The organism is Enterobacter sp. E1 (genome assembly GCF_016809815.1).
Classification (GTDB): Bacteria; Pseudomonadota; Gammaproteobacteria; order Enterobacterales; family Enterobacteriaceae; genus Enterobacter; species Enterobacter adelaidei.
The window spans coordinates 43,260-56,607 of record NZ_JAFBJM010000004.1 but is presented as its reverse complement, the minus strand read 5'-3'; the positions used below and the strand labels follow the sequence as shown (position 1 = coordinate 56,607).

The window sequence follows — 13,348 nt, the reverse complement described above, 5'->3', positions numbered from 1 at the left end:
TTTAAATAAGGGGTAGGGGAACGCCGTTGTAGCGGCTAAGAAAATAAAGAGAGGAGGGTGTTCACGTTCCCTCTCCCTTTTGAGGAGAGGGAACGGTTGGAACGCAGAGTTAAATCGACGTCCGGCGATAACTCCGGTATTCAGGCTTCCAGAAGTTGTCGTCGATGGCCTGTTGCAGCGCGTCGGCTGAAGTTTTCACCGCCACGCCTTGCTGCTGCGCCATTTTACCTACCGCGAACGCGATAGCGCGCGACACCTTGTGAATGTCTTTCAGCTCTGGCAGCACCAGACCTTCACCGTTGTTGACCAGCGGCGAGTAGCCTGCGAGGGTTTCGCTCGCCGACATCAGCATTTCATCGGTGATGCGAGACGCGCCGGAGGCGATTACGCCCAGACCAATGCCCGGGAAGATGTAAGAGTTGTTGCACTGGGCGATCGGATAGGTTTTATCCTTCCACACCACTGGATCGAACGGGCTGCCGGTGGCAACCAGGGCGTTACCTTCAGTCCAGGCGATGATGTCCTGCGGCGTCGCTTCCACGCGGGAGGTTGGGTTAGAGAGCGGCATCACGATAGGGCGCTCGCAGTGCTTGTGCATCTCGCGAATGATCTCTTCGGTGAAGAGGCCGGTTTGCCCGGAAACGCCGATCAAAATATCCGGCTTCACGTTGCGCACCACGTCCAGCAGGGAGAGCACTTCGTTGTCGGTATCCCAGTTTTTCAGGTTTTCGCGCTTCTGCACCAGCTTGGTCTGGAACGGCAGCAGGTTTGGCATACCGTCGGTCAGCAGGCCGAAACGGTCAACCATAAAGACGCGAGAGCGCGCCAGCTCTTCGCTTAACCCTTCACGCTGCGTCTGCGCGATAATCTGCTCGGCAATACCGCAGCCGGCAGAGCCTGCGCCGAGGAAGACAATTTTCTGATAGCTCAGCTGGCTGCCTGCCGCGCGGCTGGCGGCGATCAGCGTACCCACGGTGACCGCTGCGGTACCCTGGATGTCGTCGTTGAACGAGCAGATCTCGTCGCGATAGCGGTTCAGCAGCGGCATGGCGTTTTTCTGCGCGAAGTCCTCAAACTGCAGCAGCACGTCCGGCCAGCGGTGCTTCACGGCCTGGATGAAATCATCAACAAACTGATAGTACTCATCGTCGGTGATTCGCGGATGACGCCAGCCCATATAAAGTGGATCGTTGAGCAACTGCTGGTTGTTGGTGCCGACGTCCAGTACCACCGGCAGGGTATACGCCGGGCTGATGCCGCCACAGGCGGTGTAGAGAGAGAGTTTACCGATGGGGATCCCCATCCCGCCAATGCCCTGGTCGCCGAGGCCGAGAATACGCTCGCCGTCGGTCACCACAATCACTTTGATATTGTGGTTAGGCACGTTTTGCAGAATGTCGTCCATGTTGTGACGGTTCTGATAAGAGATGAATACCCCGCGAGAGCGACGATAGATCTCTGAGAAGCGCTCGCAAGCCGCACCCACCGTCGGGGTGTAGATCACCGGCATCATCTCTTCGAGATGGTTCTGTACCAGGCGATAGAAGAGGGTTTCGTTGGTGTCCTGAATGTTACGCAGGTAGATGTGTTTGTCGATTTCAGTTTTGAAACCCTGATACTGGATCCACGCGCGCTCTGCCTGTTCTTCAATGGTCTCAACCACTTCGGGCAGTAAACCCAGCAGGTTAAAGCTGCTGCGCTCTTCTATGCTGAAGGCGCTGCCTTTGTTAAGCAGGGGGAATTCGAGTAAAACCGGTCCGGCATAAGGGATATATAAGGAACGATGTTTTTTCAGTTTGTTGTCCATGTCACTCACTCTTTTTATGAAGATCCGTCCCTGACACTGCTGTTTGTCATCTTTCTGGCCTGTGCTACGGGATTCGGTCAGCGGTATTATAAAGGAGCTAAATATGAATTACCGCAACACATAAACAAAAACACCATCGGAAGACCGATGGTGTTGAGGTTCTGTTTCTGGAACTTACTTGCCCGCGTGGCGTTTTCTGCCGGTGGCGTGAGTGACTTGCGTTTCATGGTCGCCTTCAATCACCACTTTACGTTGGTTTGAAAGCTTGTAGTTCAGCCCCAGAATGTGGCGTGCCTGACGGTTCGATTTCATGTTAACTCCTCAATCCTGTTGATAGTTTTAAGGACCAGTTTGCTCACGCAAACGAAATGTAACCCCTTAGGTTGCACATCCAGCATAGCAGGTTTTTACATTACCACTTCATTTCGCCGGTATTCACTTTGGCGCTCAGCTCCAGTGAGCTGGCTTCTGCAAGGTTCGGCCACTGTTTTTTCATCGTGTCGATTACGCTGGCTGAGTTTTTATGTTGACCCAACGCCAGTTCGAACTGCTGAAGGTACTGACGGGTAAAGTCGATAGCCCCGGTTCCGGCTGGCGGCGTGCCGAGATAATGCCCCGGAATGACGCGCGCGGGCTTATGTGCGGCCATATCATCCAGCGTTTCTTGCCACTGCTTACGGCTCGCTGGTGTCTGGGTGTCTGCTGTCCAGACGTGAATGCCCCAGGAAACCCCGGTACCGCCAAGAATGGTTTTCGCTGACGGGATCCAGACATAAGCCGCGTAGCTGTCTGGTTGCTCAATATCAATCTTTTCTCCGTCAACCATAAACGTGGTGGAGGTAAGCACCTGCGGCACAATCAGCTCGGTTGGCGCGCCGTCTTTCATCTGTGGACCCCAGAAGGCGAGCTTGGCGTCTTTGGTGGCTTTAATATGGTCAACGACATGCTGGGTGGCTACCACTTTGGCATTCGGGAAGGCTTTTACCAGCGGCTGCAGGCCGAAGTAAAAATCGGGGTCGCCAGACGTGATCACAATCTTATTCAGCGTTTTACCGCTGTGGCGAATTTTCTCTACCAGCGCTTCGCCATCTTTCACACTGAACTGCGCATCAAATAGAACAGCTTCTTTCGGGCCGGAGACCAGCGTTGATGAGACTGCGAAAATCCCTTTTTCTTGCGGGTTATAGGTATCAATGGTCAACGGTGCGGCAAAAACAGCCGGAGTGAAAAGGGTGGAAAGCAAAGCAAGGTGAGTGAGTTTCATACTGTTGTCTCTGTTGTGCAGGAAAGTCTCTATTGTACGGATATTCGCATTTGCCAGAATTCCTGAAACAAGACATGCTTAGTTTCATAAATCGAGCAAATGGAGTTTCTATGGATCGCGTTATTGCCGCTCAGGTCTACAACCGGATATGCGAGCTGGGAAGTTTGAGCGCGGCGGCCCGCGCGCTGGGGATTTCCCGACCGATGGTGAGCCGCTACCTTGAACAAATGGAGAAGTGGGCGGGAACACGGCTGGTTAACCGCTCAACGCGCAAGTTAACCCTGACCGCGGCAGGGGAAAAAGTGCTGCAAAAAACGCGGACACTCTCGCAGATCTCGCAGGAAATCGAAGGTCAGTCAGAGAAAGATCTGCCGTCTGGCACGTTGCGGGTGGCCTGTGCGCACTTTACCGCCATGCACCTGATTGCGCCGGTGTTGCCCGGTCTGCTTTCGCGCTATCCGCAACTGCGCATCGAGCTGGATGTGAACAACCACCCGGTCAGCCTGGTGGGAGAGCGCATTGATGTCGCTGTGCGCATTACGGATAACCCTGAACCCGGCATGATTGCCCGTCGGCTGGGAGAATGTCGCTCGGTTCTCTGTGCCTCACCCGATTATCTTGCACTGCACGGGACGCCCGTCAGCCCCGAAGAATTAGCACAGCATAACTGCCTGCACTACAGCTTTTTCGCCGGGCAGTCCTGGCACTTTCTGACCCCGGAAGGCGAAAACCTGAGCGTGGCCGTCAGCGGCAACCTGAGCGCCAGCATCTCTTCGCTGTTGATGGATGCGGCGATAAAGCATTGTGGTATTGCGATGCTGCCGGAGCGTGAAGCGTCTGCCGCGCTGGACCAGGGCTTACTGGTGCCGGTGCTGAGCGCGCTGGAGCCGAAACCGCTTGCCATCCATGGCATTTATCAGTCCCGGGAATATCAGCCAGCTGCACTGCGCGTGTTTCTCGATGAACTGGCCGGTTATCTGGCATGATAGCCGCGAACGCTCTTGATTACTTTGCCTTTAGCCAGGGCGTGGCGGTGCTCCAGAAAATAATATCGGCCCCGAGGTACTGTTCTGCGAACTGGTCAAACTCGGCTTTGGTAAAGGGCTTACCGGTCTGCGGATTTTTATAGGTCAGGGTCGGCTCCTGAACCGCCATGGCGATGAGCGGCAGCGTGTGTTTATTTTTATGGAAGAAGGGATAGGCGTTCTTCATGTGGGCCTTGCGGTTGGGAACAATGTCCGGTCCACCCAGGCCGATATTGTTAGCGCTGGCATACGCAAACAGACGCCCCATGTAGTTGTGGTCATTATCCCACTCGCACGGCCAGAAGTTCACATATTGCACAACGTGTGATTTCTGAAAAGCCTTTCGCGCAAAGGCGAGGTTTTCCATTTCACCCGCGAAATAGCTGTCGCAGGTAAATCCGGCCGGCGGATTTTTTTCGTCGATATCAATGGCGGTTTCCGGCAGGTTTACCCCGTATACCTCGCCATCAAAGCGTTTCGCCAGGGCGGCCAGCAGCGCCTGGTAGCGCTGGCGCACGGCAGGATCCCACTGACGCGCCACCCATCCTGAACCGACTGGCTTTCCTTCGCCGGGGTTATCGAACTGCGGTGCAATCCCGCCACCATATTGCTTATCGTGCATCAGATAATCCGGCACGTAGCGGGCATTAGGCTCAAAGAAACGATCCTGAAGCTGGATGAAGAGCTTTTTCCTGGCAGTCTTAAGACGCGCCAGATCCTGCTCAATGCGCGAGAAGTCATACTTGTCCTTCTCGGGTTCAAGCAAGCGCCAGTTGTAAACAATTTGCACGCCGCCGATGTCGCTTCGCGCAACAAGCGGAAACGCCGCATCGAGATCGCCGGAGCTGGTATAGATAAAGTTCTCCGGCGTTTTCGCCAGTGAAGACAGCGATAGAGCCAGTGTGGTTACGGCAACGGCCATCCTGATTTTTAGCGCCATATCATTATCCTTTTTGTTGGTGCAGCAGGTGAAAGTCCTGGAAAAGTCTGTGTTGCAGGGTGGGTTAGATGCGTAGTCTATACTTAACCCTTTGTAAGCCAAAAGGAGAGCAAGAATGACTATTCATAAGCACGGTTCGGCACACTGGTCTGGCGACATTAAGCGCGGAAAAGGAACGGTTTCCACCGAGAGCGGCGTTCTCAATCAACAGCCTTATGGTTTCAATACCCGTTTTGAGGGCGAAAAGGGGACCAACCCCGAAGAGCTGATTGGCGCAGCACATGCGGCCTGTTTTTCGATGGCACTGTCGCTGATGCTTGGCGAAGCGGGCTATACCGCCGATTCCATTGATACCACCGCGGACGTCTCTCTGGATAAAACCGACGGCGGCTTTGCTATCACGAAGGTTGCCCTGAAAAGTAAGGTGACCGTCCCAGGCATTGCCCCTCAGCAGTTCGATGGCATTATTCAGAAAGCGAAAGCGGGCTGCCCGGTATCGCAGCTCCTGAAAGCCGAAATTACGCTGGACTATAAGCTTAACTAAGTCCCAGCCGGGTTCGCGCCCGGCTATCCCTTCAGCGCGGCGGGGAACACCTCCGCCAGCCACGCAATAAACACCTTAAGACGGTGCGTCAAATGGCGGTTCTGCGGGTATACCACGTGAAACGGATAGGCAGCAGGGCGCCAGTTGCCCAGGATCGCCGTCAGCGTACCCGCCTGTAAATACGCATTTGCCGAATACTCAAAGGTCTGCACAATGCCCAGCCCCGCCGCGGCAGCCGCCAGGTGGGCATTACTTTCATTTACACCGAGATAATGCGGAATATTTATTTCCAGCGTCTCGCCGTTCTCTCTGAAGCGAAACGGAAATGCCCGCCCGGTGACGGGCGAGAGGTAGCTGATGAGCTTGTGGCCATTGCACAGCTCCTGCGGATAGGCGGGAACGCCGTGATTTTTCAGGTAGCCTGGCGTCGCGCAGGTGACCATTTCGGCGTTGCCAATATGGCGGGCGATGAGAGTCGAGTCGTTCAGCGGGCCGCCGCGGATCACGCAATCAACGTTACCGCTGATGAGGTCCACCGGACGATCGGCTACCCCAAGGTCGATGCGGATTTCCGGATAACGCTGCATAAAATCCGGCAGCAGGGGAATGAGCACGTCGCGGGCGGTGGAGCCGCCCACGTCAACCCGCAAACGCCCTTTTGGCGTCGCGCGGGAAACGCGAAACGCGGTGTCGATATCTTCGATATCTATCAGAACCCTGAGCGCTTTTTCATAGTATTTCGCCCCTTCAGGTGTGGTGACGACCCGGCGCGTCGTGCGGTGCAAAAGTCGTATTTCCAGATGCGCCTCAAGCGATTTCACCAGCTTGCTCAGGGTGGCTATCGGCATATTCAGAGAGTCTGCCGCGCGGGTAAAACTGCCGGATTCCACTACCCGCGTAAAGGCGCGCATCGCCATTAACTGGTCCATTAGGCCCCCTGATTATTTCTGTATGTAAATAGTCATTTTCATTTTTGCCCATTTTTCACTAATCACACAAGGGCTAAAGTTTGTCCATAGCAAACCCAACACAAGGTAAATAACATGAACACGACTCTTTCAGGAAAAATTGCACTGATAACCGGCGGCAGCACAGGTATTGGTCTGGCAACGGCACAGGAGCTGGCGGCGCAGGGCGCGAAGGTGTACATCACCGGACGTCGTCAGGCCGAGCTGGACGCGGCGGTCGCAGAGATTGCTTCTGGTGCAGTGGGCATTCGCGCGGACGTCTCTAAGCTTGCCGATCTGGACGAGGTCTATGCCCGGATCGCCAAAGAAGAAGGCCGCCTTGATATCCTATTCGCCAATGCGGGTGGCGGCGATATGCTGCCGCTGGGCGCGATCACCGAAGAGCAGTTTGACCGTATTTTCGGCACCAACGTTCGCGGGGTGCTGTTTACGGTGCAGAAGGCGCTGCCGCTGCTCTCCGCCGGATCGTCGATTATTCTGACCGGCTCGACGGTCTCCGTTAAGGGGACGGCCAACTTTAGCGTCTACAGCGCCAGTAAAGCTGCCGTGCGCAACTTTGCGCGTTCCTGGGCGCTGGATTTGCAGGGCCGGGGGATCCGCGTCAACGTGGTGAGCCCGGGCCCGATCAAAACCCCGGGGCTTGGCGATCTGGTGCCTGAAGAACACCGTCAGGGGTTGTATGACGCGCTGGCCGCTCAGGTACCGCTCGAACGTTTGGGCGCGCCGGGTGAAGTGGGTAAAGCAGTGGCGTTTCTGGCCTCAGACGCGGCCAGCTTTATTAACGCCATCGAGCTGTTTGTAGACGGCGGGATGGCGCAAATCTAATCCAGATTCCGCCAGCAGCGAACGTTCCGGCCCTTGTGTGAGGGCTGTAACGGTTGCGGATGTTCACATCCCTCCATTGCCATCGGGCAGCGATCACGGAAAAAACAGCCAACCGGCAAATGACGGTTTCCGGGAAGTTCAGTCTTACGCAGCGCCAGCCCCTCATCCAGCGGTTGACCCGTTCTGGGAACGGAGTCAAGCAGCAGCCGGGTGTAAGGATGGCGCGGCTCCCCCAACACCTGTGCGGCACTGCCCAGTTCAACAATCTGACCCAGATACATTACTGCCACGCGGTCGCTCATATGCCTGACCACCGAAACGTTATGGGAGATCAATACAAAGGTCAGATTACGCTGCTGTTGCAGTTTTACCAGCAGATTGAGGATTTGCGCCTGCACCGAGATATCCAGCGCGCTGGTGGGTTCATCGAGCACTATAATATCGGGATCGGACGATAGCGCCCGGGCGATGGCAATGCGCTGACGTTGTCCACCGGAAAATGCGTGCGGGAGTCGGTCGAGATACTCCGGGCGAATACCTACCAGCAGTGCCAGGCTTTCAGCCAGCTGGCGGCGCTCGCGCTCGCTGCTGCGTTTTTGCACCCACACCGGCTCGGTGATAATGCGCCAGACCGGTAGACGCGGGTCGAGTGAGGAGAGCGGGTCCTGGAAAACCATCTGCATGCCGCCCGCGTGCTGTGTCCGCTGGCAGGCGCCGGTGCTGGGTTTAAGCATACCCATTAATAGCTGAGCCAAGGTGCTTTTCCCGCAGCCGGACTCACCGACTATACCCAGTGTTTCTCCCCGGCGGATCTGTAAATCAAGCCCGTTGAGGGCATGTACCTGTTCCGTTACGCGGCCAAGCCAGTTTTTGCGTGCCGGAAAATTCACGTGCACGCTATCCAGTTCCAGCAGTACATCAGACATGGTGTTGCTCCCGTTGTGGATACCAGCAGGCAGCCTGTTGGCCTTCTGCGCCATTGGGTTGTAAGCGCGGTGTTTCACTGCATTTCGCCCCGGCGGCAAAGCAACGCTCGCGGAAAGCGCATCCTTGCGGAAGCTGGCTGAGGTTGGGTACTGTGCCGGGGATCGCCGGAAGCATGTCGCGCGGCTGACCATTTTCCGGTGCACACTGCAACAGACCAATAGAATAAGGGTGCACGGGATGGTGGATCAGCGTTTGCGTGGAGCCGCTTTCTATCACGCTACCCGCGTACATCACATACATGCGATCGCAGAGTTGTGACACCACGGCCATATCGTGGCTAATAAATAGCACCGAGGTGCCGCTGGCGCGTGCTTTGTGCTTCAGAAGCCGGAGCACCTGTAACTGAACGGTGACATCCAGTGCCGTGGTCGGTTCGTCGGCGATGATAAGTTCAGGCTCGCAGGAGAAGGCAAGGGCGATCATCACCCGCTGGCGCATGCCGCCTGATAGCTCGAACGGATAGCGTTCCATGACCTGTTTCGCGTCCGGGATTTGCATCTCCTCCAGCAGAGTAATCGCCTTCTGCTGCGCCTCACCCCGCGAAAGCGGCTGGTGCTGGCGGATCACCTCCACCATCTGTTTGCCAATCCGCCGCGTCGGGTTGAGTGCAGTCATCGGCTCCTGAAAAATCATCGCCACTTTAGCGCCTCGCCACTGGCGAAGCTGTTGCTCGGATGCCGTCAGGACATTTTCACCCAATAGCCTCACCTGACCGTGATGAATATGGTAGCTGCCTTCCGGCAGCAGGCGCATAGCCAGCATGGCGGTAACCGATTTTCCCGAACCCGACTCACCAACAACGCCAACGATTTCACCTCGTTTGATCTCCAGCGAGACGTTGTTGAGAGCATGGACCTCACCGCGAAAAATCGGGAAGCTCAGATGTAAATCTTCAATGGTTAATACCGATTCGGTCATGACTGTTTCCCTCCCGATTTCGGATCCAGCAGATCGCGGATACCGTCACCAAACAGATTAAAGCCCACGGCAGTAATCAAAATGGCTGCACCAGGAAAGGCACAGTACCACCACTGGTCGAGGACGTAGTTACGGCCAACGGCCACCATTGCGCCCCATTCGGCGGTCGGTTGCTGAGCACCCAAACCAATAAAGCCCAGCGTGGCGGCCATCAGAATGGCGCTACCGATATCCAGTGAGGCCTGCACAATCAGCGGTGGCAGGGCATTGCGCAGGATATGCCAGCGGATTAAATGCCAGCGCGATGCGCCAAACGTGCGGGCGGCCTGGACATAGGTAAACTGGCGCACCACCAGCGTTTGTCCGCGCGCCAGGCGGACGTAAAACGGAATGCGGACAATCGCAATCGCCAGCATGGCGTTAAAGAGGCTCGGGCCCAGCGCGGCTGCCAGCGCCATGGTGAGTACCAGGGAGGGAATAGAGAGCATAATGTCCATCACCCGCATGATGATGGCGTCGCCGCGCCCGCCCAGAACACCGGACAAACAGCCCAGCAGCGAGCCAATCCCTCCTGCAATGACCACAACGGCCAGCCCGGCGGTAATGGATTGCTGACTGCCCGTCAGTACGCGGCTGAACAGATCGCGGCCCACCTCGTCAGTGCCAAACCAGTGTTGCGCCGACGGTGCCTGCAGGCGGGCGGTCAGATCCAGCGCGTTCGGGTCGTGCGGCACTATCCACGGTGAGGTCACCATCAGGAGCAGCATGGCGATCATAATGACGCCACCGACGATCGTGAGCGGGCTTTGACGCAGCATCCAGAAGAGCTTTGCCCAGTTGATGCGTTGTCTCACGGTTTTAACCGGTACGGGCGTTTCCTGCGTTAACATCATTCGGCACCTCCGCGCCCGATTCGCGGGTCGATCCACAGGTAAAGCAGATCGACCACCAGATTAACCAGCACGTAGGCCAGCGAGACGACGACCGCGAAGCCCATCACCGCCGGGAAATCCAGCGCCTGGATGGACGTCACCACCCAGGCCCCCATTCCCGGCCAGGCGAAGACGGTCTCGGTGAGCACGGCACCGTAAAGCAGATCGCCCAGCGCCAGCCCGAGTACGGTAATTGACGGGATCATGGCGTTTGGTAAGGCATAGCGCAGCACGATGTACCAGCCTGGCAACCCGCTGGCGCGGGCGGTACGAATGTAATCCTCGCTCAACTGCTCAAGCATGGCCGAGCGTACCTGCCGCGCCACAATGCCCAGATGCACAAACGCCAGCGTCAGTGAGGGTAAAATCAGATGCTGCAGGGTGTTCAAAAACACCTCTGCGTTGCCTTCCAGCAGGGAATCGATCAGATAAAACCCGGTGACATGAGCTGGCGGGTCAAGCCAGTCGTCCAGCCGACCGCCACCGGGAAGAATTTGCAGATGACCATAGAACAGCACAATGACGCCCAGCCCGAGCCAGAATGCGGGGGTGGAGATCCCGGTCATTGCCATCAACCGCACCAGATGATCCAGCCAGCGGTTACGATACACCGCCGATAAAATCCCCAGCGGCACGCCAATCACCAGGGCCAGCAGCAGGGAACAAAAAGCCAGTTCCAGCGTGGCGGGGAAAAAGGCTTTTAAATCTTCCGCAACCGGACGTCCGGTGCGAATCGACGTCCCTAAATCACCGTGGGCGAGAGCCTCCACGTAGCGACCAAACTGGATGTACAGCGGTTGGTCCAGCCCCAGTTGCTGGCGGATGCCTTGTACAATTTCGTCGCTGGCACGGTCACCGGCCAGCAGACGGGCCGGATCGCCGGGGATCATGTGTGAAATAATAAAAGTAATAATACAGACACCGGCCACCACCAGGAGTAACCCCCAGCAGCGCTGGCGCACAATGCTCCAGAACGTCATACACTTTCCCCCGGCGAGAACCGTTACTTACTCATGGTGGCGATGTTGAACACCTGCTCGAGCATCGGATTAAAGGTGAAGCCTTTAACGTCTTTGTTCATCGCCAGCTGATAATTCTTCTGGAACAGATAAACGTAGGCGGCTTCGTCGATCACCACTTTTTGCGCCTGCTGGTAGTCTTTGGTGCGCTCCGCCTGATCGGTGGTTTTCAGCGCGGCCTGCAGCAGTGAATCAACCTCTTTGTTCTCATAGAACGAACGGTTGCCTGGCAGCCCTTTTTTGTCCGACTCGAACCAGTAGTTCATGAACATATACGGGTCGGCAAAGTCCGGGCTCCAGTTGCCGATGGCAATGTCATAATCACCTTTACCGACACGGTCGCGCATGGTGGCGTTTGCCAGTTTTTCCAGCTTGACGTTAATGCCGAGTTTGCCGAGGCTGGCCTGGGTGGAGAGGGCGATAGGCTCCCAGTTCGGGTCGTTGTCCGAGTAGAGGAAGGTCAGGCTGGCCGGTTTGTCTTTCACCTTCTCCAGCGCGGCTTTGGCTTTGGCCTCGTCAAAACTGTACTGCATGGCCGTCGCGTCAAAGCCCCACATGCCGTCCGGGATCGGGCCACGCATCTGCTTGCCATTGCCGCTCAGAATGCCTTTCACCATTCCCTGATAATCCGTCGCCCAGGAGACAGCCCGGCGTAAATCCACCTGATTGAGCGGTGCCTTACTGTTGTTAAGATACAGGTAGGTCACGCGCAAAGAAGGGTATTCTGCGACGGCCACTTTGCCTTCCTGTTTCAGTGCGGCCAGCTGATCAACCGGCAGAGAGTCAGCAATATCCAGATCGCCACGGGAAAGCTGCAGTCGGCGGGAGGCGCTCTCACCGATTATTTTCACGGACACGCGTTTAAAGTGCGGTTTATCACCCTGCCAGTGGGGATTTGGCACCAGTACCAGTTGCTGACCTTTCTGCCAGCTTTTCAGCATAAACGGGCCTGAACCAGCGGTGTTTTGCGCCAGAAAACCGCGCGCATCGTCCGCCGCATTGGCTTTCAACACCGCCGGGTTAATGATGGAGGCACCGTCGTTCGCCAGCGTGTAGAGGAACGGGGCAAACGGCTGACTGAGCGTGAATTTCACCGTATGGTCATCAACGGCATCAATTTTCAGGTCTTTCGGGAAGGCTTCAGACGGCCCCTGGCTGAGTTTCAGCAGGCGTTCGAACGAGAGCTTGACCGCTTCGGCGGTGACCGGCGTGCCGTCGGAGAATTTCGCGTTGTCCGTCAGGGTAAAGGTCCACTCTTTTTGGTCGTCGGAGGCTTTCCATCCTGTTGACAGATCGCCTTCCACTTCGGTTGTACCGGGCTTGTATTTCACCAGTCGTTGATAGGACGGATAGGTGACGGTCCAGTCGTTGTTATCAATCGTTACGGCAGGATCGAGCGTTTGCGGGTCAGCTGCTTTACCGATCACCAGCATGTCTTTCGGGACGGCAGCCAGCGCCAGCGGGGCGCTCAGTGCCAGCGTGGCGGCAATTACGGTCGTGAGAAGCGTTGTTTTCATGGTAGTGCTCCAGTTCAAAGAGGGGTGTGCGTCAATGGAAAACAGGCAAAACGGTCGTCAAGCAGCGGATAGCTGGCGGCATTCGGCAGTTCGAAATGCCACCATTCGCTGCTGATCCCCACAAAACCGCCGCCGAACATGATGGCGTTCAGCAGCAGACGGTTGCGCTGGGCGTGCGGTGGCACGGAGGGATGATACGGATGCGAGCGGTCATGCATTTCGTCAAAACCGGCACCCATATCCAGCACGGTGTTATGTTCATCCATCAGCGTGACGTCGATAGCCGTACCGCGGCTGTGATTGGAGCCAATCGCCACATCCACCACATATTCCGGGTTTGGGCAGGCATCCCACAGCTGGGCCTGCGCCTGTTGCGGTCGATAGGCGTCGTACACCACCAGTTTCAACCCGGCCAGCGTGGCAATACCGATGGCTTTCGCGAGTGCGGTGGCAGCGTCGCTATGCAGCAGGCACTGTGCTTCCTGATAGATCGGGCGGCCAGTGATGTTGTCGGCGGTGGCGTACTTCAGATCGATGTGCAGCGTGGGAAACGCTTTCGCCACATCAATCAGTTCACTCTCTTCGGGCATAGCTCCGCTCCT

14 protein-coding genes are annotated in these 13,348 nt (G+C 56.5%); 3 read left to right on the top strand and 11 right to left on the bottom strand.

The window, feature by feature from the left end; genetic code table 11:
* Positions 1-109: 109 nt before the first annotated feature.
* The 3 genes from JGF26_RS12015 to JGF26_RS12005 all read right to left on the bottom strand — a co-directional run bounded on the left by JGF26_RS12015 (position 110) and on the right by JGF26_RS12005 (position 3,071).
* On the bottom strand, positions 110-1,807 hold the full coding sequence (locus tag JGF26_RS12015) for an NAD-dependent malic enzyme (RefSeq protein ID WP_028018933.1): 1,698 nt from the start codon (positions 1,805-1,807) through the stop codon (positions 110-112).
* Positions 1,808-1,981: 174 nt separating this feature from the next.
* On the bottom strand, positions 1,982-2,119 hold the full coding sequence (sra, locus tag JGF26_RS12010) for a stationary-phase-induced ribosome-associated protein (protein ID WP_008501714.1): 138 nt from the start codon (positions 2,117-2,119) through the stop codon (positions 1,982-1,984).
* A gap of 100 nt (positions 2,120-2,219) precedes the next feature.
* On the bottom strand, positions 2,220-3,071 hold the full coding sequence (locus JGF26_RS12005; protein ID WP_134708184.1) for a Vmh family MBL fold metallo-hydrolase: 852 nt from the start codon (positions 3,069-3,071) through the stop codon (positions 2,220-2,222).
* Positions 3,072-3,181: 110 nt separating this feature from the next.
* Here JGF26_RS12005 and JGF26_RS12000 point away from each other — a divergent pair, with 110 nt between their 5' ends.
* Positions 3,182-4,057 (top strand): LysR family transcriptional regulator, encoded by an 876-nt coding sequence (locus tag JGF26_RS12000; protein ID WP_128347673.1) that lies wholly within the window; start codon positions 3,182-3,184, stop codon positions 4,055-4,057.
* A 19-nt stretch (positions 4,058-4,076) separates the two neighbouring features.
* Here the strand turns inward: JGF26_RS12000 and JGF26_RS11995 are convergent, their stop codons facing one another.
* Positions 4,077-5,036, bottom strand: a complete 960-nt coding sequence (locus JGF26_RS11995) for a hypothetical protein (RefSeq protein WP_134708185.1) — start codon at positions 5,034-5,036, stop codon at positions 4,077-4,079.
* A 115-nt stretch (positions 5,037-5,151) separates the two neighbouring features.
* Here JGF26_RS11995 and JGF26_RS11990 point away from each other — a divergent pair, with 115 nt between their 5' ends.
* Positions 5,152-5,580, top strand: coding sequence for an OsmC family protein (locus JGF26_RS11990; RefSeq protein ID WP_023311893.1), 429 nt, complete (start codon positions 5,152-5,154; stop codon positions 5,578-5,580).
* A gap of 23 nt (positions 5,581-5,603) precedes the next feature.
* Here the strand turns inward: JGF26_RS11990 and JGF26_RS11985 are convergent, their stop codons facing one another.
* On the bottom strand, positions 5,604-6,509 hold the full coding sequence (locus JGF26_RS11985) for a LysR family transcriptional regulator (protein ID WP_028018937.1): 906 nt from the start codon (positions 6,507-6,509) through the stop codon (positions 5,604-5,606).
* Positions 6,510-6,623: 114 nt separating this feature from the next.
* Between JGF26_RS11985 and JGF26_RS11980 the strand changes: the two genes are divergently transcribed.
* A complete protein-coding gene (locus tag JGF26_RS11980) occupies positions 6,624-7,373 on the top strand; it encodes an SDR family oxidoreductase (protein WP_134708186.1) in 750 nt (249 codons plus the stop codon).
* Here the strand turns inward: JGF26_RS11980 and JGF26_RS11975 are convergent.
* Genes JGF26_RS11975 through ddpX form a run of 6 tightly spaced genes read right to left on the bottom strand, consistent with a single transcriptional unit; the run spans position 7,370 to position 13,336 of the window.
* Positions 7,370-8,299: an ABC transporter ATP-binding protein gene (locus JGF26_RS11975; RefSeq protein ID WP_134708187.1), complete on the bottom strand. Its 930-nt coding sequence runs from the start codon at positions 8,297-8,299 to the stop codon at positions 7,370-7,372. The genes JGF26_RS11980 and JGF26_RS11975 overlap by 4 nt on opposite strands.
* A complete protein-coding gene (locus JGF26_RS11970) occupies positions 8,292-9,278 on the bottom strand; it encodes an ABC transporter ATP-binding protein (protein WP_028018940.1) in 987 nt (328 codons plus the stop codon). Before JGF26_RS11970 ends, JGF26_RS11975 begins: the two co-directional genes overlap by 8 nt.
* Positions 9,275-10,171, bottom strand: a complete 897-nt coding sequence (gene ddpC / locus JGF26_RS11965; RefSeq protein ID WP_049006481.1) for a D,D-dipeptide ABC transporter permease — start codon at positions 10,169-10,171, stop codon at positions 9,275-9,277. Before ddpC ends, JGF26_RS11970 begins: the two co-directional genes overlap by 4 nt.
* Entirely contained in the window at positions 10,168-11,190 is a 1,023-nt protein-coding gene (locus JGF26_RS11960) for an ABC transporter permease (RefSeq protein WP_128347677.1), read from the bottom strand. Before JGF26_RS11960 ends, ddpC begins: the two co-directional genes overlap by 4 nt.
* 23 nt (positions 11,191-11,213) lie before the next feature.
* Complete coding sequence (locus JGF26_RS11955) at positions 11,214-12,746, bottom strand: ABC transporter substrate-binding protein (RefSeq protein WP_028018943.1); 1,533 nt, start codon at positions 12,744-12,746, stop codon at positions 11,214-11,216.
* Between the two features lie 14 nt (positions 12,747-12,760).
* The gene (ddpX, locus tag JGF26_RS11950) at positions 12,761-13,336 is read right to left on the bottom strand and encodes a D-alanyl-D-alanine dipeptidase (RefSeq protein WP_049006477.1); all 576 of its coding nucleotides are present in this window, start codon (positions 13,334-13,336) and stop codon (positions 12,761-12,763) included.
* Positions 13,337-13,348 lie beyond the last annotated feature (12 nt).